This is a genomic window from Pseudofrankia coriaricola (assembly GCF_001854805.1).
Classification (GTDB): Bacteria; Actinomycetota; Actinomycetes; order Frankiales; family Frankiaceae; genus Pseudofrankia.
The window spans coordinates 94,961-119,607 of record NZ_MBLO01000222.1 but is presented as its reverse complement, the minus strand read 5'-3'; the positions used below and the strand labels follow the sequence as shown (position 1 = coordinate 119,607).

General features: G+C 71.3%; 24 protein-coding genes and 1 pseudogene. 14 read left to right on the top strand and 11 right to left on the bottom strand.

Features of this window, described 5'->3' with window-relative positions:
• The first annotated feature begins 1 nt into the window (after position 1).
• Positions 2-463 (top strand): allophanate hydrolase-related protein, encoded by a 462-nt coding sequence (locus BCD48_RS26985; protein ID WP_198543402.1) that lies wholly within the window; start codon positions 2-4, stop codon positions 461-463.
• Positions 464-592: 129 nt separating this feature from the next.
• On the opposite strand, the gene BCD48_RS26980 is transcribed toward BCD48_RS26985, so the two are convergent.
• Positions 593-1,270 carry a TetR/AcrR family transcriptional regulator gene (locus tag BCD48_RS26980; protein ID WP_071051169.1) on the bottom strand — a complete coding sequence of 226 codons (678 nt, stop codon included), beginning with the start codon at positions 1,268-1,270 and terminating at the stop codon, positions 593-595.
• Between the two features lie 35 nt (positions 1,271-1,305).
• On the opposite strand from BCD48_RS26980, the gene BCD48_RS26975 reads away from it, so the two are divergent.
• Positions 1,306-1,632, top strand: a complete 327-nt coding sequence (locus BCD48_RS26975) for a rhodanese-like domain-containing protein (protein WP_071051168.1) — start codon at positions 1,306-1,308, stop codon at positions 1,630-1,632.
• Between the two features lie 227 nt (positions 1,633-1,859).
• Here the strand turns inward: BCD48_RS26975 and BCD48_RS26970 are convergent, their stop codons facing one another.
• Entirely contained in the window at positions 1,860-2,696 is an 837-nt protein-coding gene (locus BCD48_RS26970) for a dienelactone hydrolase family protein (protein ID WP_071051167.1), read from the bottom strand.
• Between the two features lie 245 nt (positions 2,697-2,941).
• Between BCD48_RS26970 and BCD48_RS26965 the strand changes: the two genes are divergently transcribed.
• Positions 2,942-3,766, top strand: coding sequence for an alpha/beta fold hydrolase (locus BCD48_RS26965; RefSeq protein WP_071051166.1), 825 nt, complete (start codon positions 2,942-2,944; stop codon positions 3,764-3,766).
• Positions 3,767-4,517: 751 nt separating this feature from the next.
• Entirely contained in the window at positions 4,518-4,874 is a 357-nt protein-coding gene (locus tag BCD48_RS26960; RefSeq protein WP_071051165.1) for a VOC family protein, read from the top strand.
• 298 nt (positions 4,875-5,172) lie between these two features.
• On the opposite strand, the gene BCD48_RS26955 is transcribed toward BCD48_RS26960, so the two are convergent.
• The 7 genes from BCD48_RS26955 to BCD48_RS26925 are packed head-to-tail and all read right to left on the bottom strand — an operon-like array spanning position 5,173 to position 11,677.
• Complete coding sequence (locus BCD48_RS26955; RefSeq protein WP_071051164.1) at positions 5,173-5,619, bottom strand: PaaI family thioesterase; 447 nt, start codon at positions 5,617-5,619, stop codon at positions 5,173-5,175.
• A 56-nt stretch (positions 5,620-5,675) separates the two neighbouring features.
• The gene (locus BCD48_RS26950; RefSeq protein ID WP_071051163.1) at positions 5,676-7,397 is read right to left on the bottom strand and encodes a fatty acyl-AMP ligase; all 1,722 of its coding nucleotides are present in this window, start codon (positions 7,395-7,397) and stop codon (positions 5,676-5,678) included.
• 39 nt (positions 7,398-7,436) lie between these two features.
• Positions 7,437-8,198 carry a thioesterase II family protein gene (locus tag BCD48_RS26945; RefSeq protein ID WP_241842008.1) on the bottom strand — a complete coding sequence of 254 codons (762 nt, stop codon included), beginning with the start codon at positions 8,196-8,198 and terminating at the stop codon, positions 7,437-7,439.
• A complete protein-coding gene (locus BCD48_RS26940; protein ID WP_071051162.1) occupies positions 8,195-9,472 on the bottom strand; it encodes a cytochrome P450 in 1,278 nt (425 codons plus the stop codon). The genes BCD48_RS26945 and BCD48_RS26940 overlap by 4 nt, the downstream gene beginning before the upstream one ends.
• A gap of 4 nt (positions 9,473-9,476) precedes the next feature.
• Positions 9,477-10,400, bottom strand: a complete 924-nt coding sequence (locus BCD48_RS26935) for an SAM-dependent methyltransferase (RefSeq protein ID WP_071051161.1) — start codon at positions 10,398-10,400, stop codon at positions 9,477-9,479.
• A complete protein-coding gene (locus BCD48_RS26930; protein ID WP_071051160.1) occupies positions 10,397-10,660 on the bottom strand; it encodes an acyl carrier protein in 264 nt (87 codons plus the stop codon). The genes BCD48_RS26935 and BCD48_RS26930 overlap by 4 nt, the downstream gene beginning before the upstream one ends.
• A gap of 12 nt (positions 10,661-10,672) precedes the next feature.
• On the bottom strand, positions 10,673-11,677 hold the full coding sequence (locus BCD48_RS26925; protein ID WP_071051159.1) for an acyl-CoA desaturase: 1,005 nt from the start codon (positions 11,675-11,677) through the stop codon (positions 10,673-10,675).
• Between the two features lie 315 nt (positions 11,678-11,992).
• Between BCD48_RS26925 and BCD48_RS26920 the strand changes: the two genes are divergently transcribed.
• From BCD48_RS26920 to BCD48_RS26885, 9 genes and pseudogenes are all read left to right on the top strand, one after another.
• A complete protein-coding gene (locus tag BCD48_RS26920; RefSeq protein WP_071051158.1) occupies positions 11,993-13,186 on the top strand; it encodes an ROK family transcriptional regulator in 1,194 nt (397 codons plus the stop codon).
• Positions 13,187-13,277: 91 nt separating this feature from the next.
• Positions 13,278-13,709, top strand: a pseudogene (locus tag BCD48_RS54105) (Rieske 2Fe-2S domain-containing protein); the annotation flags it as partial.
• A 42-nt stretch (positions 13,710-13,751) separates the two neighbouring features.
• On the top strand, positions 13,752-14,426 hold the full coding sequence (locus BCD48_RS54100; RefSeq protein WP_241842016.1) for a hypothetical protein: 675 nt from the start codon (positions 13,752-13,754) through the stop codon (positions 14,424-14,426).
• A gap of 642 nt (positions 14,427-15,068) precedes the next feature.
• Entirely contained in the window at positions 15,069-16,616 is a 1,548-nt protein-coding gene (locus BCD48_RS26910; RefSeq protein WP_071051216.1) for a sugar ABC transporter ATP-binding protein, read from the top strand.
• A complete protein-coding gene (locus BCD48_RS26905; RefSeq protein ID WP_083419252.1) occupies positions 16,613-17,890 on the top strand; it encodes an ABC transporter permease in 1,278 nt (425 codons plus the stop codon). Before BCD48_RS26910 ends, BCD48_RS26905 begins: the two co-directional genes overlap by 4 nt.
• Before the next feature lie 239 nt (positions 17,891-18,129).
• Positions 18,130-19,203, top strand: coding sequence for a substrate-binding domain-containing protein (locus BCD48_RS26900; protein ID WP_071051156.1), 1,074 nt, complete (start codon positions 18,130-18,132; stop codon positions 19,201-19,203).
• Between the two features lie 111 nt (positions 19,204-19,314).
• A complete protein-coding gene (locus BCD48_RS26895; RefSeq protein ID WP_071051155.1) occupies positions 19,315-20,529 on the top strand; it encodes a Gfo/Idh/MocA family protein in 1,215 nt (404 codons plus the stop codon).
• Between the two features lie 37 nt (positions 20,530-20,566).
• Positions 20,567-21,574: a sugar phosphate isomerase/epimerase family protein gene (locus tag BCD48_RS26890; RefSeq protein WP_071051154.1), complete on the top strand. Its 1,008-nt coding sequence runs from the start codon at positions 20,567-20,569 to the stop codon at positions 21,572-21,574.
• A 116-nt stretch (positions 21,575-21,690) separates the two neighbouring features.
• Positions 21,691-22,284 (top strand): PaaI family thioesterase, encoded by a 594-nt coding sequence (locus tag BCD48_RS26885; protein ID WP_083419251.1) that lies wholly within the window; start codon positions 21,691-21,693, stop codon positions 22,282-22,284.
• Between the two features lie 67 nt (positions 22,285-22,351).
• Here BCD48_RS26885 and BCD48_RS26880 read toward each other — a convergent pair whose 3' ends face one another.
• Both BCD48_RS26880 and BCD48_RS26875 read right to left on the bottom strand, forming a co-directional pair.
• A complete protein-coding gene (locus tag BCD48_RS26880) occupies positions 22,352-22,846 on the bottom strand; it encodes a hypothetical protein (RefSeq protein ID WP_071051153.1) in 495 nt (164 codons plus the stop codon).
• A gap of 409 nt (positions 22,847-23,255) precedes the next feature.
• Positions 23,256-24,092, bottom strand: coding sequence for an AraC family transcriptional regulator (locus BCD48_RS26875; RefSeq protein WP_071051152.1), 837 nt, complete (start codon positions 24,090-24,092; stop codon positions 23,256-23,258).
• A gap of 87 nt (positions 24,093-24,179) precedes the next feature.
• On the opposite strand from BCD48_RS26875, the gene BCD48_RS26870 reads away from it, so the two are divergent.
• On the top strand, positions 24,180-24,608 hold the full coding sequence (locus tag BCD48_RS26870) for a DUF2000 domain-containing protein (RefSeq protein ID WP_071051151.1): 429 nt from the start codon (positions 24,180-24,182) through the stop codon (positions 24,606-24,608).
• Positions 24,609-24,647: the final 39 nt, after the last annotated feature.

Genomic DNA, 24,647 nt, shown 5'->3' with positions numbered 1-24,647 from the left:
CATGACCGACGTGAACATGGGTGCACGGCAGGGCGTCGACGACCTCGGCGTCGGCCTGCCCCACTTCGGCAACCGGTCCGGCATGGTCCGGATGTTCGTCAACGGCCAGGCGATGAGCGGCGGTTCGATCCATGCGCCGCTGGCGGACGCGGAGTTCCTGGGCCGGGCGTGGACGGCGCCGCGCTACCGGTTCTGGTCGTTCCGTGACGAGTTTCCCGGCCTGGAGCCGGTCACCGCCGACGGCTGGTCGGTACCGGGTGAGCTGTACGCCGTCAGCTACGCGGTGCTGCGTGACCGCCTGCTCCCGCTCGAACCCCCCGAGCTGGAGCTGGCGGTCATCGAACTGGCCGACGGCGGCGGTTCCCTGAGCATGCGCGTCCGGGCGGGCGCACAGGCCGACGCCGTCGAGATCCGCCATCCAGACGGCTGGCTCGGCCACCTCGCCGCCCGCCGCACCAGCTGAGGTCCGTCCGTTTCCTCCGCCGCGCGGCGCCGCCTACAGGCGCGCGCAGTCCATGTCGACGGCGCCGAGCGGGCGCCTTTCGAAATGCACCAGGCCAGTTGTTTCTCAGCCCCATCGGTCGAGCACCAGTTAAGGGGTGATCCCCGGCCTTTGGGTCTGGTCGTGGGCCGGGCTCGGAGACGGGTCGCGCCACCGGGAGTAGTCGTCGGCGAGACGGCGCAGGCCCGTTCTCATGCGCGGCTCGCCTAGCTCGGGCAGCAGGGCGGCCACGTGCTCGGCCGCCAGCGCGGCGAGCAGGGTGTGCGCGGCGTGGTCCGGGTCGGGTACGCCGTCCAGCAGGATCGCCACGTGCCGGTGCCAGAACCGGTAGGCCCCGATCCGGTAGCGCGCGCCGGGGGCCGCGGTCTCCGACATCCGCACCAGGTCCAGGTGTTCCAGCAGGTAGTCGAGGTAGGAGTCGACGAACGCGGTGAGCCGTTCGGCGGACGGCGCGCCGGGACCGAGTGGCGCCGGCCCGCGCAGGATCGCCTCCTGCAACACCCGCTCCCGCAGGTCGAGCAGCGCGACCGCCAGGCCCGCCTTGTCGCCGAAGCGGCGGAACAGGGTGCCCTTGCCCACGCCCGCGGCTGCCGCGACCTGGTCCATGGAGACCGCCGCCACCCCGCGCTCGGCGAACAGCCGGGCGGCCGCCTCGAGCACGGCGGCCCGGTTGCGTGCGGCGTCGGCTCGCTCCCTGGGCGGCGGGGCGTGGAACAGCTCCAGTGGGGTTGCGCAACCGGACTGCGGTCCGTTAATATCCTGGGACATAACCGGACTATAGTCCGTCTCCAGGAGGCAGTGGCATGACCGCACTCATCACCCGTGACGAGCTGAAGGCGGCGATCGACGCCGGAAACGTGACCGTCGTCGACGCGCTGGGCGGCGGGTACTACGCACAGCAGCACCTGCCCGGCGCGCTCGCCCTGGTCCCGGCCGAGGTCGACGCCAAGGCGCCGGCCTCGCTGCCGGACCGCGACGCCGCCATCGTCACCTACTGCTCCAACCCGGCCTGCCCCAACAGCGGACAGGTCGCCGACCGGCTCACCGCGCTCGGCTACTCGAACGTCCGCAAGTACCGCGAGGGCATCCAGGACTGGGTGGACGCCGGCCTGCCCACCGAATCGGCCTAGCCCACGAACCACCAGGAGCCATGGGCTGGCGGGGCGCGGGCGTGACCCGTGTCTCGCCAGCCATGGAACCGGCCCCGTCAGCGGCAGGCCGTCAGCCGCGGCCGCGGGCCGTCGGCCGGCTGGACGGACCGAGTGGGCTCGGCCGTGCCTGCCGCACGTCCTACGACGGGCGCCCGAGCTGATCGACGGCAACGGCTCGCCGCGTCGGCGATCCGTCCGGGCGCGTGCTATTCCGGTAGTTCGCCATTCCGAGGTAGTAGGAGGCGTGTTCGGAACAGGTCGAGGACCTGGTCGAGCGCCGCCCGCGTCGGCTGGCCCGGCTCGTCGATCAGGTGCTCGGTGACGACGGAGTGCGGCTTCATCAGCGCCTCGGGGTTGGCGCTGCTGTCGTCGAGTTCGACGGCGACGAAGGCGTCACCGAGCTGCTCCCGCAGGAACTGGAAACGCTGAGGGGGTGCGATGGTGTCGCCCCGGAAACGCAGGCCAAGCACCTGCAGGTTTTCCGCGGCGCACCGCCCCTTGATCACGTCCAGGTCGGCGCCGGAACAGTCGATGGCACCTTTTCTGCCCTTGGTGAGCGGAAACGGTAGGGACGGCGAAGCCAGCACCGGAGCGATCAGGCTGGGGTGGGTCGCCATCGCCAACGCGAACCCGCCGGTGAAGCACATGCCGATGGCCCCCACACCGGGCCCGCCGCAGCGCGTGTGCTCGTCCGCGGCGAGGGCGCGCAGCCACGAGACCACGGGTGACGTCCGATTCGTCGCCAGGACGGTGAACTCGCGGCTGACGCAGACGGGCAGCATCGACGACGCGCCGTATCGCATCCAGCCCAGCCTGCCGCCGGCGAGTGGGTCCTTGCCGGGAACACCGAACAGGTGCGGCATCACCGCGGTGCAGCCGATGCCGACGATCCGGCGCGCGAGCGCGGCCACCTTGGGAGTGATTCCCGGCATCTCGGCGATCACGATCACGGCCGGGCCCGTGCCAGCCCGGTACACCGTCCGAGTCCTGCCGTCGTGGGTGAAGCTCTTCGCCTCGAAGTCGGCGAGACTGTCGTCGGCCACGCCCCGGAGTCAACCAGAACGTCCGCGCTCCGGCGAGATCGGCGCGTCCGCACAGTTCGCGACGCGCCGACGGTGAGCGCCAGCAGCCCTCGCGCACGCCATCCCTCGCGTGCACCATCCCTGGCCGGACGCAACGAAGCCGGCGGTAGGCGACTTCGCCGGCCATCCACGCGCCGTTGGTTGATCACCTTTTCCGTGCCACCGATACTGGGCCGGTCTGAGAACTGCCACGAAGACGAGGGGCCATGCCGACCATCGACGTCAGCGGGGCGACGATCTCCTACTCCGACACCGGAGCTCCCACCGACCTGCCCGACGCGCCGACGATCGTGTTCGGCCACGGGCTGCTGTTCGGCGGCTGGATGTTTCGCCCGCAGATCACCGCTCTGCGCGACAGATACCGCTGCGTGGCGGTGGACTGGCGGGGACAGGGCGCCAGTCCGGCGGCCCCCGGCGGTTATGACATGGACACCCTCACCAACGACGCGGTCGCCCTGATCCAGAAGCTCGACGTGGCCCCGGTTCACTGGGTCGGACTGTCCATGGGTGGATTCGTCGGGCAACGCCTCGCGGCCCGCCACGGCGAGCTGCTGCGCTCGTTGACCCTGTTGGACACGAGTGCCGGCCCGGAAAATCCTGACAGGGTCGGGGAGTTTCGGCTGCTTTCCCTGGCCTACCGGTTCCTCGGCATCAGGCCGGTCAAGAGCAAGGTCGCCCCGCTCCTGTTCGGTGCGGGCTTCCTCGCCGACCCGGGTAGCGAACCCGTCATGGACGAGTGGGTCCGCCGGCTACGCCGTGGCGACCGCGCCGGGATTCGCCGTGCGGTCCTCGCGGTGGCGGACCGCGTGCCGGTGTACCAGGAGATCGGCGGAATCACCGTTCCCACGCTCGTCGTCGTCGGCGCCGACGACCTGGCCACGCCGCCGGCGGACGCCGAACGCCTGGCCGCCGGTATTCCCGGCGCCAAGCTACAGATCATCCCGAACTGCGGGCACACGAGCACCCTGGAACAACCCGCCGCGATCACCGATTTGCTGGCGAAGTTCCTCGACGCGGCCGACCAGGCATAAGCGACGCCGGCAAGTCAGCGGCGCGGCGAACCTGCGCCGGCGGCCGCAGCGGCCGCGCCAGGATGTTTCCCATGGATCTTCCGGGAATGGCCGTCGACGGTCGGCCGGACGCCAGTTCTCATACCCCACCGACGATCATTGACGCTCGACCGATGAGCCTCCAGCCGTGATCGGCGAATGGGTACGCCGCTGGTCAGGTCGTCGAACAGCGCAGGATCGGCTTCTCGGTGACCTCCGCCGTGCACACGGGTGGACACCATCCGGGTCGTCTACGATCCTGACCAGCCCGGACACGTGGCTCTGGCAAGCCAGCTGGATGGCGAGCCGATGTGGTGGGACCTGGCGGGGGCTGCTGCCGGGGCAGCGTTTGCCGTCGTCGGCGCGATCGGCTTGGCCCGCCGCCTGGGCAGATGCCGACGGTGAGCTCCGGAACAGGCGGCTCCGCCAGGGCTCGACGGCGAGGCGGACGCCAAAGGCGCTCAGCAAGAGGCCGGTGACGCGGTCCACCCAGCGCCGGACCGGGCCGTCCGCGAGGACCCGGATCAGGAAGTTGTACGGTCCGGCGCCGCACGTGGAGCAGGACACACCACGGGCGTCGCACCGCCCTATGCGGGCCCCGCGTAATCTCACAAACAGGAGCCCTGCCGGCACCGCCTCTCAACTCGCCGAGCGCGGCGGCGTCCTCGTTTCTCCCACGAAGACGCCGCATGGCACACCGCAGGGCGGCAAGCTGCCCGAAGAAGGAGACGACGTGTTCGACGGTGCGCACGTGATCCTCTACAGCCATGACGCCGCCGCCGACCGGGAGTTCATCCGCGACGTCCTCGGATTCCCCCACGTCGATGCCGGCGCAGGGTGGCTCGTCTTCAAGCTGCCACCCGCCGAAATCGCCGTACACCCGACCGACGACGCGCCACGGCACGAGTTCTACCTGCTGTGCCCCGACGTCGACGAGGCACTCGACGCGGTCGCGGCCACCGGCGTCGACGTTTCCCGCGACGTCACCGAACTTCGCTGGGGCCGGCTCGCCACGATTCCCCTCCCCAGCGGCGGCGAGTTGCCGATCTATCAGCCACTGCATCCCGTCGCCTACAACCTGGCCGACTGACAGCATGATCGCCGAGGCGGCTACACCCGCCACAACCCGACGTGCGAAACACGGGTCTGGCTCGCAACCACGAAGATCGTTTTATGGGGATGTCCCGACCGGCGGACCGTCAGGTGACCAGCGTCACATATGCTTTTGCGTCGTGACTTGAGTAATTTCAGTTGCTCGCTCTGACTCCGACGATCCCACCAGATCACCACCGGCCTCCAGCGCCACCGGCCACCGGCGGAGTTCCCTCGCCCTCCGTGGCCGGGCCAGGCCGGCCCTGATCACTGAGGGGTCGGGGAGTTCGCGGCCGTCAGGTCCTGGGTATGCGGAGATTGCGCATGGTCACGAGAGCGGTCGCGCACAGCGTCTCCCCCGTGTCGCCGAGCGCGAAGACATCCGCGGCGGCCACGGACAGGGTCATTCCGGGTTTGACGACCCGCCCACGCGCCACCACACTGTCGCCCCTGGCCGGCGCCACGATCTTGACCGTGTAGTCGATGGTCATGTTCGTCCATCCCGGCGGCAGCAGCGTTCCGGCGGCCGAGCCCCCGGCGAAGTCCGCCAGGGCGCCGAGCACGCCTCCCTGAATGAAACCGTCGTGCTGGGTCAGCTCCTCTCGGTACGGCTGAACGATCTCGACCTCGCCCGGCGCGATCCGCCCGAACACGAATCCCAGATGCCTGGCGGCGGGCATGCTGAGCACCGCGGCCCGCACGGCCTCGGCGAAGTCGGGATTCTGCGCCGTGAAAACGTCCACGTACCGTCCTTCCACGTGCCGTTTTTCCGCGTGCCGCCATTCCACAGGTCGGGCCGTCAGGCGACCGAGGACGTCTGCGCCGTCCAGAGCTCGAAACCGGCCTCGAGGTAACGTTTCCGAGCGGCGGCCCGCATGATCTTGCCACTGCTGGTCTTCGGGAGGCGGCCGGGCAGCGTGAGCACCAGGTCGCCCACCGAAAGCTCGTGCTCTCGCAGCACCGCCGCGCGGATCGACGCGGCGACCTCGTTCGCGTCGGCCTTCCGCCGCTGCTCGGCCCTGATCTCCTGGACGACCACAAGCTTCTCGCCGCCGGCGCCGGGAACCGAGAAGGCGGCGCACCCACCGGCCCGCAGCGCGGGATGCGAGGACTGCGCCGTGTGCTCGATGTCCTGGGGGTAGTAGTTCCTGCCCCGGATGATGACGACGTCCTTCAGCCGGCCCACGACGTACAGTTCGCCGTCGACCACCAGGCCGAGATCGCCCGTGCGCAGATAGGCGCGGCCAGGTTCACCGGCGCACTCGGCCTGGAAGGTGCCGGCAGTGGCCTCCGGGCGTCCCCAGTAACCCCGCGCGACGTGCTCGCCGGCGACCCAGACCTCGCCGATGTGGTCGTCGGGACAGGGGCGCAGCGTCTCCGGGTCCACGATCCGGACGTGCTCGTCGGACAGGGCGATGCCCGATCCGGCGAGAGTCCGACCGCCGCCACCGCGGGCGGCGGCGTACCGTCCGCGGCCGAGCGCTTCGGTGTCCATCTCGAGCATGCGCGGACCGCGGCCCTTCTCGCTGCCGGTCACCAGCAGTGTCGCCTCGGCCAGGCCGTAGCAGGGGTACAGCGCGTTCTCGCTGAATCCGAAGGGCGCGAACGCGTCGGCAAAGCCGCGCAGCGTCTCGGGCCGGATGGGCTCGGCGCCGTTGAACGCGACCTTCCAGCAGCTCAGGTCGAGCTCGGGCAGTCCCCCGCGGGCGGCGCGGGCGACACAGGCGTCAAAGGCGAAGTTCGGCCCGCCGCTGGTATGCGCGCGGTAGCGGGAGATGGCCGAAAGCCAGAGCAGCGGCCAGCGGATGAACGCCCCCGGTGACATGAGGATGCTGGTGGCCCCGAGGTGGAGGGGCTGCAGGACGTTCCCGATCAGGCCCTGGTCGTGGAACAGCGGCGCCCAGCCGACGACGGTCGAGTACGCGTCGTGGCCGAACGCGCGCCGGATCATCTCCTCGTTCGCGGACAGGTTCCGGTGCGAGACCATGACGCCCTTGGGATCGGAGGTCGATCCCGACGTGTACTGGAGGAAGGCGATGGCGTCCGGCGGGCACGGCTGAGGCTCGAATCCGCCGTCCGGGGCGTCGGGCAGCTGGTCGACCGGGAGCCAGCGCAGCTCCGGATGCAAGGGCTCCAGCGCGGCCCTGGTGGCCTCGAGCATCGCGCCGACGGTGAGCACCACGGCCGGCGCGCAGTCCCGGACGATGCGGTATGTCGCGTCCTGAACGTGATTCCTGCGCGGCGGGCTGGCGGGAACCGCGATGACCTGCGCGAAGAGGCAGCCGAAATACGCGACGATGAAGTCGAGGCCCGGCGGGAACAGGAGCAGCGCCCGGTCACCCGGTTCGCAGTGCCGGCGCAGCTGCTCGGCCACGGCCAGCGCCCGCGTGTGGAGGTCGCGGTAGGTCAGCACCGCGGTCTCCTCCAGGTACTCGTTGACGAAGACGTATGCCCTGGCGGCCGGCTCGTCGGTCGCGCGGCGGCGCAGAACATCGGGAAGCGGTGTTCCTTGCTGTGTCATGCCCTGCCCTGTCCGCTGTCCGGGTGGGGCGCCGGAAGCTCACCCCAACGCCCGGGTGATGTGCGTCGCGATCGCCGATCGATGACGCTGATGAAAGAAATGGTCGCCGGAGAACGCGTGCATCCCGAAGTCCGCCGCGGTCAGGTCCCCCCAGGCGGCCACCTCGGCCGCGGTGACAATCGGGTCCTCAGTTCCGTGGAAGGCCGTGATTGGGCAGCCCAGCCGGGCACCCGGCTGGTACGCGTACTCCTCGGACAGCTCCAGATCGGCGCGGATCAGCCCGAGCGAGTACCGCAGGAGCGCCGGGCTTCGGCCCAGGGGCGGTGCCGTCCCACCCATCGTGGCCAGCGCGGCGGCGAACGCCTCGTCAGGCAGGTGATGAACCGGCGCCGTACGCGCCGGCCGCTGCGGTGCCCGGCGCCCGGAGACGAACAGATGCAGCGGTGGCACCCCCTCGGCGTCGAGGGCCCTGGCCAGCTCGAAGGCGACCAGGGCGCCCATGCTGTGGCCGTAGAGCGCCACCGGCAGGTCGCCGTGCCGCCTGACCCGCGGCAGGAGGGCGTCGACGGCGTCGCGGACCCGGCGGAACGCGGGCAGCGCCGCGACGTCCTCACGACCGGGCAGCTGGACGCGCACCACCGCGATCGACGGCCCGAACAGGCCGAGCCAGCGGTTGAACGACGCGGCGCCGGCGCCCGCGTGTGGGAGGCACAGCAGCCGCACGGCCGCGTCCGACGGCTCCCGTCGCGGCCCTGTGCCCGTTCGCAGCCAGGGGTCGGTCAGGAGCCGGCCGGCCGTCACCCGCGGCCCCGAACCGTGACCGGCAGGTTTTTCAGGCCGCGGACGATGAAGCTGTGGTCCTGCCACTGGAGCTGACCGCCGAGCAGCTCCAGGCGCCCGACGCGCCGGAACAGGTGGTCGAAGGCGATCTCGGCCTGCAGCTCGGCGAGAACTCCTCCCAGGCATCCGTGCATCCCGTGGCCGAACGCGAGATGCCCCCGCGCGTCCCGGCCGATGTCGAAGTCGTCCGGCTCGCCGAACACCGCGGGATCGCGGTTCGCCGCGCCCAGGCACAGGAGAACCTGGTCGCCCGTCCGCACCCGCTCCTCCCCGATCTCGACGTCACGGGTGGCGACCCGCTTGGTGAGCTGGAGCGGGCTGTCATAGCGCAGGGCCTCGGTGACGGCGCTCTTGCCCAGCGCGGGCCGGTCGCGTAGGAGATCGCCCTGGTCAGGATGGCGCAGCAGTGCGAGCAGGCCGTTGCCGATGAGGGATTTTGTGGTCTCGTTGCCGGCCACGAAGCACATGATGCAGACAAAGACGAGCTCTTCGTCGCTGAGTCGGTCGCCGCCGCCGCCGGTGCGGGCGGCGAGCAGGTGGCTGATCAGGTCGTCGCCCGGCGCGGATCGCCGGTGGGCGACGACCTCGTCGAGAGCGTGCGCGAACAGGTCGACGACCTGCGCGACGCGCACGAAGTCGTCGGCTCTCATCAGCCCCGGCTCGAGCAGGAAACGGATGTCGTGGGTCCAGGGGCCGACCTGCGCGCGCAGGCTGCCCGGCAGGTCCATCCAGTCGCACATGACCGTGAGCGGCAGGACCGCGGCGAAGTCGGCCATGGCGTCCATGCCGCCGTCGTCCAGGGCCCGCTGCACCAGGCGCTCGGCGATCTGGGAGACACGGGGCCGAAGCCTGGCGGCCGCCGGCGCGGTGAAAACACGGTTCACCAGGCCACGTAGCCGCGCATGGTCCGGGTTGTCGGTGAAGACCAGCGACTTGTTCCCCAGCCGCACGATCCGGTCCGCGTCGACATGCGCGAACCGGTCCGCCTGCTGGCTGACCAGCCGCGGGATGAGCCCGGCGCTGAACGTGCGGTCACGCAGCACGCCCCGCACATCCGCGTGCCGGGTCAGGACCCACATGCCCAGCGTCCTGTGCACGGGCCGGATCTCGCGCAGCTCGCGGTAGACCGGATAGGGATCGCGCTGGAACTCGGCGCTGAAGGGGTTGAACCGGACCGGCGGCCGAGGCTGCTCGGCCGCGCGCTCGACGCCCACCGGCCGCGTCCGCGGGACCATCCGCCTACTCCCCCGGGCCCGCGAAGTACCGGCGGTCCCCCGAGCCCGCGAAATACCGCTGGTCATATGGGCGCAGCACGATCCTCAACAGGCAGATCTTCCCCATGCGGAATCCGAGCGCCGAGAGCTTCAGGTAGCGCTCGTACCGCGCCACCGTCTCCGGTCCGACGAGCCCGGCGGCCTCGTCGCGGCGGGAGCGCAGCCGGCGTGCCCACCGCTCGCAGGTCCACGCGTAGTCGAGGCGGCCGTTGCTCACCGACCGCACCTCGAACACGCCCTCCGCGGCGGCCGTGATCTCCGCCAGGGTCGGCAGGTCCGCGTTCGGAAAGATCTCCCGCTGCATGAACGCGCTCGCGTCGTCGCGGGACATGTTCGCGTAGGCGATCGTCTGAAGCGACAGCACGCCGCCCTGGTTGAGCCAGCCGTGGCAGCGGCGGAAGAACTCCCGGTACAGGCGCACCTTCTCGGCCGGTGGGTCCGCCGGGGTGGCGAAGTGCTCGAAGGCGCCGATCGAGATGATCCCGTCGAACGGGGCCGCCGGCTCGTAGTCCAGCCAGTTGTCCGTCCGGACCTCCACGCCGGGGTATCCGCGGTCGCGGACGTAGGCCGCCTGTTCGTCGCTGAGGGTGAGCCCGACGGCCCGGGCGACGCGGTGCGTCTCGGCCAGCCGCGCCAGGACCGCGCCCCATCCGCAGCCGATGTCCAGGACGCTCGTGGCCTGACCGGCACCGATCGCGTCCAGGTGAAAACGGATCTTCCGTTCCTGGGCGGCTTCGAGAGTGTCGTCGTCACCGGCGGGCATCGCGCACGAGTAGGTCAGGGACCGGTCCAGCCAGAGGCTGTAGAACGCGTTGCCGACGTCGTAGTGGTGACGGATCGCCGCCGCGGCCTGACTGGTCCGGCCGGTGTCGGCCGACACGGCCGTCACGGCTGGGCCACCTGCCGCGGGCTGTGGGCGTACAGGTACGCGGCGACCGCGCTCAGGTTCGGGTTCTCGAACAACGCCTCCGGCGGGAGGTCCACGCCGTAGCGCTCCTCGACCTCGATCAGCAGGGACACGGCGAGCGCGGAGTCGACTCCCAGCCGGTCGAAGTCCGCGTCCGGGTCGATCGACTCGACCGACACCTCGAGCAGGTCGGCGAGATACGCCCGGCACCACTGGACGATCTCCGCCTGGGATGGCGTCATCTTGGCTGCTCCTTATGCCGCGGCGGCGGTGACGGGATCGTCTTTCCTGGACACGCGCCTCGACCTGATTCGTTCCTTGGACGGAACGCCGAGATCCGAGGCGAGGCCGCAGGCCGCGAGCAGCCTTATCAGCCAGTAGCCCGGGTCCAGGCGGTACCAGCTCAGCCCGAAGGAGGGCGACTCCGGGAACGCGTGATGGTTGTTGTGCCAGGACTCCCCGAGAGTCAGCAGGGCGAAGAAAGCGCCGTTTCTGCTCCTGTCCCGGGACTGGTAGGGACGGGTACCGACCATGTGCAGCACGGAGTTGATCGACCAGATGATGTGTTCCAGCACGAACATCCGCACCAGCCCGCCCCAGAGCAAGCAGCTCAGCGCTCCGGTCCAGCTCTGGTAGACGATCCCGCCGACAAGCGCGGGGACCGCGAGCCCGAGCGCGACCCAGTAGTAGTAGAGCCGGGCGACGCGCAGCAGCGGGCGGTTCCTGATCAGGTCTGGCGCGTAGTGCGCGACGTTCGGGTACTCGTGCCGACGCATCCACAGGAAGTGGGAGTGGGCGAGGCCGCGCAGCCGGCCCCGCGCGCCCCCGCCGGCGAGGTTGGGCGAGTGTGGGTCCCCCTCGCGGTCGCTGCGCTCGTGGTGACGCCGGTGCAGGGCGACCCAGGACACCACGGGGCCCTGGCCCGCCATCGAACCGAGCACCGCGAGCGTGCTCGCGACGGCGGGCACCGCCTTGAAGGTGCGGTGGGTGAAGAGCCGGTGATAGCCCACGGTCACCCCGAGCCCGGTGACGAGCCACAGCGAGAACAGCAGCGCGACCTCCGTGACCCCGATGGGGCGCACCGCCAGCAGGGCGAGGGCCGCCGCGGTGCCGAGAATCGGCGCGACGTCGAACAGCAGGAAGTGGCGGCGCTGGAGGCGGTGCAGATAGGGACTGCTGATGGTCTTTCTGCGCGGCTCCGGTCCGTCGGCCCCGTTGTCGGGCTCGGGAATGTGCATCGTAGGCTGGGCGTCAGCCATTTTCCGACCGCCCCTCCTGAGCGCTAGACCTTCAGGTCGTCAGCGTTACGCCCAGGACCGTAACAGGCGGCCGGCATCACCTCGGCCATCCATTGTCGACACCAATCGCGGGATCAGGAAACAACCGTGGGTCCGGTGGGTGGCTCAGGGCAGGGCCGCGCCGCCGTCGGTGCGCGGCGTCAGCGCGCACCCACCCCGCCGCCCCGGCCCCGTATGATCGGGCCGGCCCACCGGCCGCGCCTCCCGACCGCTCACCGCTCGGCCTTCGGGCCGGCCGGCGGCCGGGCGCCACCGGCCCGCGCGACAGGAGCCGCCATGGCCTCGACCCTTGCCGCCGGCGCGGAGAACGGCACGCAGGCGCGCATCCTGCGCCACCTCCGCGACGGCGGTCCGCTGTCCCGCGTCGAGCTGGCGGAACGCATCGGCACGTCCCGCACGACGGTGGCCACCGAGGTGAGCCGGCTCGCCGAGCTCGGGCTGGTGGACGACATCGGACCGGGCGTGTCCCGGGGCGGCCGGCGCGCCACCCTGGTCGACCTGGCGGGGCGGCTGCGTTTCGTCGGCGTCGACGTCGGCGCCACCTCGCTGACGGTCGGGATCACCGACGGCCGGCTGCAGGTGCTCGTGCAGCGCGAGGAGGACCTCGACGTGCGCCGCGGCGCGGAGCACGTGCTCGGCCGCGTCCTGGAGCTGACCAGGAAGCTGCTCGCCGAGCAGCACCTGGCCCGGCCGGCCGGGCTCGGCATCGGGCTGCCCGGGCCGGTGAACTTCCACACCGGCGCCCCGGTCGCCCCGCCGATCATGCCGGGCTGGGATGGCTACCCGGTGCGCGACGTGCTGGCCCGCGAGCTCGGCTGCCACGTGCTGGTCGACAACGACGTCAACGCGATGGCGCTCGGCGAGCTGCACGCCGGTGTCGCCCGGTCGGCGAGGGACTTCCTCTTCGTCAAGATCGGCACAGGCATCGGCTGCGGCATCGTGGTCGACGGCCGGCTCTACCGGGGGGTCGACGGCTGCGCCGGCGACATCGGGCACATCCAGGCCGAGGAGTCCGGGCCCGCGTGCGCCTGCGGGAACTCCGGCTGCCTGGAGGCGTTCTTCGGCGGAGCCGCGCTGGCCAGGGACGCGGCGGCGGCCGCCCGCTCCGGCCGCTCCCCGGAGCTCGCCGCGCTGGCCGAAGGCGGCGCCCCGCTGACCGCGGCCGACGTCGGCACCGCGGCCCGACACGGCGACCAGGCCGCCCTCGCGCTGATCCGCGACGGCGGCCGGCGGGTCGGCACCGTGCTCGCCGGCCTCGTCTCGTTCTTCAACCCGGGCCTGGTCGTCATCGGCGGCGGCGTCTCCGGGCTCGGGCACCTGCTGCTCGCCGAGATCCGCGGCGTGGTGTACCGCCGGTCGCTGCCGCTGGCCACCGGCAACCTCCCCGTGGTCCTCACCGAGCTGGGCGACGCGGCCGGCATCGTCGGCGCCGCCCGCCTGGCGAGCGACACGGTCTACTCCCCCGGCTGACCCGCGCCCTCCCCCGCCGCGCCAGGCCCGGGGAGGTGGCCGAAAGCCCTGGGGTGGTGCTCGGCCGCAATGGCACCGAAACCGGGTGGCCATGTTCGGGGGGTTAGCTCGGGGAAGAGGTCTCGTGGGTGGCCGGCGGTTGGTTACCGCCTCCACGCGGCCCTCGGAGGACGGTCCTGATATGAGGGCGGCCCCACGGACTTCCGGCAACCAGCACCAGGATCGAGCCACGCGGCACGACGGGCCCGATCATCTGGTGATCTCCGAACATCCAATTCTTCGCAGGTTCTGGTACGCCGTGTGTCTGGCCGGGAGTCTGGGCGACGAACCGGTGGCGATTACCGTTCTAGGCACCCCCCTTGTGCTCTGGCGCCCTTCTCCGGGCGCCCCGGCCAGCGGCGCGCTGGACCGGTGCGCGCACCGGGACGCACCGCTCTCACGGGGCTGGATCGCCAACTGCCATCTGGTCTGTCCGTACCACGGTTGGGAATGGGACGGCGCCGGACACACACGGCGCATTCCACAGTTCCCGAACGCGCCGCATCCGACGAAGAGTGGCCTGACCATGGTCGCGACGCGGGAGCGGCACGGAATGGTGTGGGTCTGCCTGGCCGACGATCCGATCGTCGACATCCCGCCGTTGCCGGAGTACGACGACCCCGCCTGGCGCGTGGTGCCGGAATACGAGTTCGACTTCGCGTGCACCGCCATGCACCTGTTGGAGAACAACTTCGACCCGGCCCACGTCGCGTTCGTGCACCGGAACACGTTCGGAAACCCGGACCGCGCCGAGCTGACCGACACGGTGGTGACCCGCGAGCCACACGGCCTGCGCTCGCGTGGCCAGGTCAACGTCGAATCCCGGCCCGGTGAGATCGGCGCGACGACACGTACCACCGTCGCCGACCTGTACGCGCCGTTCTTCGCTCGTATCCACATCACCTATCCGGACGGCCTGCGGCATCTGATGACCAAAGCGATCACGCCGGTCGACGACGAACGGTGCCGACTGGTGCAGATCGTCCTGCGCACCGACACCGAGCAGGAGCGCCCCGCCGCCGACATCCTGGCCTTCGACGTCGCCGTCGAGACCGAGGACCGTGACCTGCTCGACCTGCTGCCGACGCCGTTCCCACTCGCGCCGCACCTGAACGCCCACGCCCGGGCCGACCGCAACAGCCTCGCGATCCGGCGCCTGTGGACCGACCTGGTCACCGGCCGCTGGCTGCCCTCCTGCTAGACGAAAATCGCCGGCGGCCGGTACGCGGGACGCCGCCGATCAGCTGGTGCGATTTTCGGAGTTCCGACTCCGAAAATCGCACCAGATCATGAGCCGGGCCATGATCTGGTGCGACCCTCGGCGACGCCTCGATCACCGGTCCGAGGATTTCCCTCTGGATCATGGACCCGGCCATGATCCAGCGGAGTATCGACGCTTCCCCGGCTCGCCGGCGTTGGCCCGTCGTCGCGCCCGGGCTGGCGTGCCACCGCTGCTCAGCGATCAACGGGTTCTTCCTGTGAGTCGCCACGCTCCGACCTCGGGGAGATGGGCGTGGTGGCGACCAGCGCAGGGTGTCCCTGCTCCATCAGACGTCGTCGCGGCGCTCGCCCCTCTCACAGTTCACCGGGCCGAACCGCCGACCGACCTGCGCTTGCTATGGCAAGCGCCTAGCAAGCGCAGGTGAGACGAGCTGCAACCAAGGCCGACGAGGACGACCCTCATCGATCACGGTCGACCGGTCGCCCGTCTTCGGCACAGGGCCGCTCCATCGAACTTTCGTCAATGACTTTGAAACTTATGAAGATGACCTCTTGACCTGGGTTGAAGGGATCTCTAACTTGACTGCAGGCCGATCAAAGTTGGTCGGAAGTGGCGCAGATCATGGGATCAGTGGTGGACAACGACCCCGCCTTACCGAACACGTCCGATCCGCTCCTAGCCGTTACCGGTGTCGTCAAGACGTTCCCCGGTGTGCGCGCGCTCGACGGCGTCGACCTCGACGTCCGCGCCGGCGAGGTGCACTGCCTGCTTGGCCAGAACGGGGCCGGCAAGTCCACGTTGATCAAGGTGCTGTCCGGGGCGCACCAGCCGGACGCCGGCGCGATCCACTGGCGCGGCGAGCAGGTCAGCCTGCAGACGCCGACCGCCGCGACCAGGCTCGGCATCGCCACGATGTACCAGGAGCTCGACCTGGTCGACGGCCTGTCGGTCGCCGACAACATCTTCCTCGGCCATGAGCTGGCCCGCGTCGGGCTGTCCCGCCGGCGCGCGATGGACGACGCCGCCCGGGCGCTGCTCACCCGGCTGGGCCACGCCGAGATCCCCGTGAACCGCGAGGTCGGCCACCTGTCCGCGGCCGGCAAGCAGGTCGTGAGCATGGCCCGCGCCCTGTCCCACGACGCGCGGCTGATCATCATGGACGAGCCGTCCGCCGTGCTCGACGCGGACGAGGTCGACAACCTGTTCCGGCTGGTCGGCGACCTGACCGTGCACGGCGTCGCCGTCGTCTACATCTCGCACCGGCTCGCCGAGATCCGCCGGATCGGCGACCGGGTCACGGTCCTCAAGGACGGCCGCACCGTGGCCCGCGGGCTGCCGGCCCGCACCACGTCGACCGACGACGTCATCCGGATGATGACCGGCCGCGCCATCGAGCACGCGTTCCCGCCCAGGGTCGGCCCGGCCCCGGACGCCCCCGAGGTGCTGCGGGTCAGCGGCCTCGGCCGCCCGCGCGAGTTCCACGACGTGTCGTTCGCCGTGCGCGCCGGGGAGGTCGTCGGCCTCGCCGGGCTCGTGGGCTCCGGGCGCTCGGAGATCCTTGAGACGGTCTACGGCGCCCGCCGGGCCGCCACCGGCGAGGTGCGGGTGGCCGGCCGGCGGCTGCGCCGCGGCTCGGTCGGCGCCGCGGTCGCCGCCGGCGTCGGGCTGTGCCCCGAAGAGCGCAAGAGCCAGGCCCTGCTGCCCGACGAGCCCGTCTACCGCAACATCACGCTCGCCACGCTGACGCGGTTCGCCGCCGGGCCGTTCACCCGGGACGGCCGCGAGTCGGCGGCGGCGAGCCAGCAGGCCGGCGCGCTCGACATCCGGCCGGCCGGGGTGGCCCGCCCGGTGCGCACCCTGTCCGGCGGCAACCAGCAGAAGGTCGTGCTGGCCCGCTGGCTGCTGCGGGACTGCCAGGTGCTGCTGCTCGACGAGCCGACCCGCGGCGTGGACGTCGGCGCCCGCGACGAGATCTACGCCCTGGTCCGCCGGCTGGCCCGGTCCGGGGTCGCCGTGGTGCTGGTCTCCAGCGAAGTGCCCGAGGTGATCGGGCTGGCCGACCGGGTCCTGGTGGTCGCCGCCGGCCGGGTCGTGCACGAGGCCGCGGCCACCGACATCAGCGAGTCCCAGGTCCTCGACCTGGTCATGGAGGAGGGACGCGTCGCGTGAACGAGCCACACCTGACCGACGCCCCGGCACTGGACCCGGCGGCGGCCGAGGCCCCGGCCGCCGCCGAACCACTCGAGCCGCCGGCAGCGGCACCGCCGGCGGCGATCCCGCCAGCCGCGGCGCCGTCGGCCGCGGCCCTGCCAGCCGCCGCGCCGCCAGCCGCGGCACCGCCGACGGATGAGCGGGCGCGGGTCGAGCGGGCCGCGGTCGAGGCGGACGCCGCCGTCGCCCCGGGCCTCACCGGCGCGCTCGCGGGGAAGGCTGACGCCGCCGAGGCGCGGGGACCGGGCATGGCCGGCTGGGCGGTGCTGGGGAGGCTGCTCGGCGGCGGCGCCGGCCGGAACCTCGGCCTGATCGCGGCCCTCGCGCTGATCTGCGTCATCGGGCTCATCACCGCCGGCGACCGGTTCGGCAGCACCGACAACACGCTCACGGTTCTGCGGCTGGCGTCGGTCATCGGCGTCGTCAGCGTCGGCATGACGTTCGTCATCGCGGGCGGTGGGATCGACCTGTCCGTCGGCGCCATCGTCGCGCTCGCCTCGGTCTGGTCGACCACGCTCGCCACCCAGAACATGGCCCGCGACTCGACGTTCCTGGTGATGGTGTTCGTCGCGCTCGCGGTCGGCACCGTATGCGGCCTCGTGAACGGCATCCTGGTCGCCTACGGCCGGATCGTGCCGTTCATCGCGACGCTGGCGATGCTGGCGTCGGCCCGCGGCCTCGCCGAGGAGATCTCGAACCGGCAGACGCAGGTCGTGCGGGTCCAGGGGTTCCGCGACTTCTTCCGCGCCGAGCCGGGTGGCATCCCGGTGCTGGTCATCATGTTCGCGCTCGTCGCGCTGGTCGGGTGGGTGGTGCTGAACCGGACGACGTTCGGCCGGCGCACGTTCGCGGTCGGCGGCAATCCGGAGGCGGCCCGGCTCGCGGGCATCAACGTGCGGCGCCAGACCCTGTGGCTCTACACGCTGCTCGGGTTCTGCTGCGGCATCGCCGCCATCATGATCACGGCGCGGACCACGTCCGGCACCTCCACCCACGGCCTGCTCTACGAGCTGGACGCGATCGCCGCCGTGGTGATCGGCGGCACCCTGCTCTCCGGCGGCCGCGGCACGATCGTCGGCACCGTCCTCGGAGTACTGATCTTCACCACGGTCAGCAACATCTTCACCCTGAACAACCTGACGACCTCCACCCAGGCCCTCGCCAAGGGCCTGATCATCGTGGCCGCCGTGCTCCTGCAGAAACGGCTGGCCCGGGAGAACACGCGGATGTAGTCCCGCGCCGTACCCACGCAGCTCAGCCGTCATTGGCGACGGCGCATCAGCGCAAGTACCAACCCGACCACGTCGTCAGCCCGGACCCAGCCCGACCACCCCCATACGCCTAACCCCGGAACCACGCATTGAGGGCGCGCAGCGCCCGAGGCGGAGCGGCGATGGTCGCCCCTGGGCGACCTTGAGCCGACCGCCGCTCAGAACGATCCAGGCTCAGAACGATCCAGAGGGAGCGGGACATGGCACAACTGCGCGGCACGATGCTCGGCCGGCGCCGGTTTCTCGCCGGCGGCGCGGCCTTAGGCGTGGCGGGCGTCGCGACGCTCGCCGGCTGCACCAGCAACGACGACGACAGCTCCGGCGATGCCACCAACGTCTCCACCGGCGGCGGCGGCGACAACGCCGCGGCCGGCAAGCAGATCACCATCGGGTTCTCCGCCCCGGCCGCCGACCACGGCTGGATCGGCGCCATCACCCGCAACGCCCGCGCCCAGGCCGGCGTGCATCCGGACGTGACCCTGAAGGCGACCGAGGGCACCAACGACCTCAATCTGCAGATCGGCCAGGTCGAGACCCTCATCAACGAGGGCGTCGACGTGCTGGTGATCCTGCCGCATGACGGCAAGGCGCTGACCGAGGTCGCCCGCAAGGCGATGCTCGCCAACATCCCGGTGATCAACCTCGACCGCGTCTTCGACAGCTCGCTGGCATACCGGACCTGGATCGGCGGGGACAACTACGGCATGGGCGTCGCCGCCGGCAACTACATCGCCGGGCAGCTCAAGGCCAAGGGGGTCAGCAATCCCGTCATCGCCGAGATCCCCGGCATCGACAGCCTGCCCCTCACCCAGCAGCGCAGCCAGGGCTTCAAGGACGCGCTCGCGACCGCCGGTCTCAAGGTCGGCCCGCGCGTGCCGGCCGAGTTCACCGTCGAGTCCGGGGAGCGATCCGCCGCGAACCTGCTGCAGGCCGCGCCGCGCATCGACGCGCTCTGGAACCACGACGACGACCAGGGCATCGGCGTCCTGTCCGCGATCGACTCGGCCGGCCGCGACGAGTTCTTCCTGGTCGGCGGCGCCGGGTCCAAGGACGTCATGGACCTGATCAAGGCGGACAGCGGGGTCGTGAAGGCCACCGTCACCTACCCGCCGACGATGGCATCCTCGGCGATCAACCTGGCCCGCCTCGTCGCGCAGGGCAAGACCCTGTCCGACCTGGTCGAGAACGACGTCCCGTCGTCGATCACCCTCGCCTCCGTGACGGTCACCAAGGACAACGTCGACAGGTACCTCAAGTTCGGCTTCGCGTCCTGACGCACGGCGCACCGCCATCCTGACCGACGGCGCGCCGCCGTCCTGACGCGCGACGCGCCGCCGACGAGGCAGAGACATCTGAGCGACGTCCCTCACCTGGAGAATCTCGCAATGACGGAACGACAGCGGCTGGGCGTCGGAATGGTGGGCTACGCCTTCATGGGCGCCGCCCACTCCCAGGCGTGGCGCTCGGTGAACCGGTTCTTCGACCTCCCGCTGGAGGTCGATCTCGCCGCGGTGTGCGGCCGTGACCAGGAGAAGGTCACGGCCGCGGCCGCGAGGCTGGGCTGGCGCTCCCACGAGACCGACTGGAAGGCGCTGCTGCGCCGCGACGACGTCGACCTGGTCGACATCTGCACTCCCGGCTCCAGCCACGCCGAGATCGCGCTCGCCGCGCTCGCCGCCGGCAAGCACGTGCTGTGCGAGAAGCCGCTCGCGAACACCGTCGAGGAGGCGCGGGCGATGGCCGAGGCCGCCGAGCGGGCGGCGGCGGCGGGAGTGCGCTCGGCGGTCGGCTTCAACTACCGACGGATCCCCGCCGCGTCGTTCGCCCGCGACCTGGTCGCCGCCGGCCGGCTCGGCACCCTGCGCCACGTGCGCGCCGTCTACCTGCAGGACTGGCTGGTCGACCCCGAGTTCCCTCTGGCCTGGCGGCTGCGCCGGGAGATCGCCGGGTCCGGCGCGCTCGGCGACATCGGCGCGCACATCGTCGATCTCACCCAGTTCATCAGCGGCCAGCGGGTCACGGGCGTCTGCGCGATGACCGAGACCTTCGTGCGGGAGCGGCCGCTGCCGGCGGCGGCGTCCGGCCTGTCGGCCAGCGGGCTGTCCGCTACCGGGCCGGGTGGCGGCAGTGGGCAGGGCGGCGGCGGTACCGGAACCGTGACCGTGGACGACGCGGCGCTGTTCCTGGCCCGGCTCGACGGCGGGGCGCTCGCCAGCTACGAGGCGTCCCGGTTCGCGCTCGGCCGCAAGAACGGGCTGCGGGTCGAGGTGAACGGCTCCGAGGGCTCCCTGGTCTTCGACCTGGAACGGCTCAACGAGCTGGAGTTCTACGACGGCCGGGTGGACGGCGAGACCGCCGGCTTCACCCGCATCCTGGTCACGGAGCCAAACCACCCCTACCTGGACGCCTGGTGGCCGCCCGGCCACGCCCTCGGGTACGAGCACTCGTTCACCCATGAGGTGCGCGACCTGGTGGCCGCCATCGCCGCCGGCACACCGCCGACCCCGAGCTTCACCGACGGCCTGCAGGTGCAGCTCGTCCTCGACGCCGTCGACCGCAGCGCCGCGGACGGCTCGTGCTGGGCACCCGTCGAGAACTGACCGCGAGCGAAGGTCACGAGGAAGGTAGGGACAGATCATGGCGCGACCGGTCACCCTGTTCACCGGCCAGTGGGCGGACCTGCCGTTCGAGGAGGTCGCCCGGCTGGCCTCCGGCTGGGGCTACGACGGCCTGGAGATCGCCTGCTGGGGTGACCATCTCGACGTTCGGCGGGCCGCCGAGGACGACGCCTACGCCCGGTCCCGGCTCGACATCCTGGAGAAGAACGACCTGAGGGTCTGGGCGATCTCCAACCACCTGGCCGGGCAGGCGGTCTGCGACGACCCGATCGACGTTCGCCACCGGGACATCGTGCCCGCCCGGGTGTGGGGCGACGGCGACCCGGATGGCGTGCGGGCCAGGGCCGCCGAGGAGATGATCGCGACCGCGCACGCCGCGGCGCGCCTCGGGGTGGACACCGTCGTCGGCTTCACCGGGTCGGCGGCGTGGAAGTACGTGGCGATGTTCCCGCCGGTGTCACAGGAGCTGGTCGACGCCGGCTACCGCGACTTCGCCGACCGGTGGAACCCGATCCTGGACGCGTTCGACGCCGCGGGCGTTCGGTTCGCGCACGAGGTGCACCCGAGCGAGATCGCCTACGACTACTGGACGACGGTGCGGGCGCTGGACGCGATCGGCCGGCGGCCGGCGTTCGGGCTGAACTGGGACCCGAGCCACTTCGTCTGGCAGGACCTCGACCCGGTCGGGTTCCTCTGGGACTTCCGCGACCGGATCTACCACGTCGACTGCAAGGACGCGAAACGCCGGGTCGGCAACGGCCGCAACGGCCGGCTCGGTTCCCACCTGCCGTGGGCGGACCCGCGGCGCGGCTGGGACTTCGTCTCCACCGGCCGCGGCGACGTCCCCTGGGATGACTCGTTCCGGATGCTGAACACGATCGGCTACGACGGGCCGATCTCGGTCGAGTGGGAGGACGCAGGCATGGACCGCCTCGCCGGGGCACCGGAGGCGCTGGCCTTCGTCCGCCGGCTCGCCGTCGACCCGCCGTCCGCCGCGTTCGACGCCGCCTTCAGCTCCGGTGGCTGACCTGCCGGTCTCGCGACGAGATCGATTCCCTGGCGGAAATCGGACGGCGTCAGGGGATTCTCGGCGCGACAGTCCATCTAGGTTCGCCTATCGAACCTAGATGGTAGGGTGCCGCCATGACGATCGCGGACCCGTCCACGCCGCCCTCGTCGGAGTCGGTGCCACCGGAATTGTTGGTGAGCCCGCCGCCGGCCTTTGACGCCTGGGGGGAACCGCGACACAAGACCGTCAACTGGCACGACCCGCTGGCGACGGCCGCGCGCGCCGCGACCATGAGCGGTCTGGAGTTCCTGCGCGCGCTGCGCGACGGCGAGGTCCCGCCGCCGCCCATCGCCGCGATGTTCGGCTTCCGGCCCGTGGGCGTCGAGCCGGGAGACGTCCGGTTCGCGTGCACGCCGGACGAGTCAGCTTACAACCCGATCGGGGTCGTGCACGGCGGGCTCGTCTGCACCCTGCTCGACACCGCCGCGGCCTGCGCGGTGCACTCCACCCTGCCAGCCGGCGTCGGGTACACCTCCATCGAGATCAAGGTGAACTACCTGCGCCCGGTGCGGGTCGAGCCGGGCACGCGGACCGATCTGGTCGCGCACGGCTGGGTCACCAAGCCGGGGCGGCGGGTGGCCTTCGCGGAGGGTGACGTCCGCGACGAGGCCGGCCGGGTCGTCGCGACAGCGAGCACGACCTGCCTGATCTTCCCGCTCACGGGGTAGCGAGCCCGGACCCAGGGTTCTTCCGTGCTCCAGCCGCCATCGGCCCGCCGCGTGGTTACCCGCGCGCCTACTCGGCGGCGACCACCTTCAGCTCGGCGTGGCCGTGATCGTGTTCGTGTTCATGGTCGTGGCCGCAGCCGCAGGCGTCGTCGTCGGCAAGGGCGTCGGCGAACTGCTCGATGCGCTCGAACAGGTCATGGGCGGCCGGGATCAGCGAGTAGTACTCGTGCATCATGTGATCGGCGAGGAAGATCGACTGAGTTCCGACCTCCTGGCCGACCAGCGCCCGCGCCTCGTCAAGGATCTTCTTGAGCGACGCACGCTCGGACTCGTCCAGGTCGTCGTCATCCTCGAGCGAGCTGACCAGGTCATCGTCGATCGTGAGGGGGCCGACGTACGCCTCGGCCGGCTCGAGGTCCTTCGCGGCCTCGAGGAAACCCTGGAGGTCGTCCTCCCAGCTGACGACCGGAAGGTCCTCATCGACCTCCGGCTCATCGGCGACGACGGCAATCCCGAGCGCCCGCAGCGACTCGGTCACCTCCCGCACCTCGACTGCCGTCATCAGTGCTCTCCTCTGCTCGGGCCGGCCAGATGGCATCCGGGGCCGCTCACGTTCCGTCGTCTCGACGGGACCCTACCGGTCCGCCTCCGCGGGCCAGGACAAGGAACCACTCCCCCGCGCCGCCCCCACCAACCGCCCGAGCCCGCGGGGCCGGACGGCACGCGCGCCGTCCCCGCGTTCCGCGGAACGCCAAGATCGCCAGCACCGCTCCCGGCAACGTTCACCCGGCCTCCAGCCCGGAAGATCGCCAGGACCGTACTGGGATCCGAACTCCGAGCCCCGGCCGGTTCGGATCCCAGTACAGTTCCGCCGATCAAGCTCACAGCGTGACGAGGTCACCGGGCCAGCCTTGCCAAACGGGCGCCTGAAGCGCCACTAGGGCCGGCACTCGGTCTACGGCCGGGCGGTGCTAGTCGTTCGCTCGACGCGACGGGTACACGGGTGGGAGCGCTCGAGACTCCGCCCGGCCAGTTCCCGTGACCGTCTCCGGTGCCAGTCCCCTGGCATAGCGCCCAGGCGCGGTCCCCACCATGCGGATGAGGTGGCGCGTCAGGTGGGACTGGTCGTAGAACCCAGCCATCGCGGCCGCCTCCGCCGGGCGGTGGCCGGCGAGGAGCAGGCGGCGGGCCAGGTCGAGACGGCGGCCGATCAGGTACTGGTGCGGCGGCAGACCGTACTCCCGCCGGAAGGCGCGCACGAGGTGCGCCGGGTGGGCGTTCAGCGCCTGGGCCGCCTCGTCGAGTGACAGGCCCCGCGGCACGCTCCCGTCCAGGAGGTCCCGCAACCGGCGGGCCACCCCGGAGTCCCGGCGGACGGGCGGGTCGCCGAGCCGGGGGCGCAGGTGCCCCAGCAGCCGCTCCCGGATCAGCGCAAGCCGGCTCTGCGCCTCGAACAGCTCATGCGGACGAGCGAGCAGGTTGTGCAGTTGATGGACCTCGCGGCGCAGAGCCGCATCCCGCAGGCTCGGAGCGTCGACCGCCGCGCCGACCAGGCCGTCGTCGAGCAGGGCGCGGTCCAGGTACAGGACCCGCTTGCGAAATCCCTCCGGACGGACCGAGCGGCCGTCATGGGGAACGTGCGGCGGCAGCAGCGTCACGAACGGGGGCAGCGCGCCGTGCTCACGCCGATCGAGGTCGTACCGCACGACCCCCTCGTCGAGGACGAGCAGTGTCCAGGCGTCGTGGGTGTGCGACGGATACGCGTGCTCGGTGAAGCGGGCGTGGAAGACCTCGACGATTCCGCTCACCGAAGGCCGCCACGCCGCGATGTCCGAACGTCCGGCCACGTCAGGAACGTACAAGACAGCCGCGCCGGCGCCGTACAGATTGCACCCATGTCAACAGACGGGCCTGTCCCCTTCACCACCAAGATCGCCGTGATGGTGCGCGACGATCTGGCGACCTGGCAACGACTCAACGTCTGCGCGTTCCTCGCCAGCGGCATCGCCGCCGCGGATCCGGAGCTGATCGGCGAGCCGTACGCCGACGCCGACGACACGCGCTACCTTCCGATGTTCCGCCAGCCAGTCCTCGTCTTCTCGGGGTCGAAGGAGACCATGACGGCAGCGCACTCCCGCGCGCTGGCACGGGGCATCGCGATGGCCGTCTTCACCTCCGACCTGTTCGCGACCGGGAACGACCACGACAACAGGGCAGCCGTGCGGGCGGTCCCCCGCGATCAGCTCGACCTGGCGGGACTCGCCCTCCACGGCCCGCGGAACGCCGTCGACAAGATCCTCAAAGGCGCCCGCCTGCACACCTGACCGACAGCGAGTCGGCCTGGGCGGCTCGGCGTCTTGCGC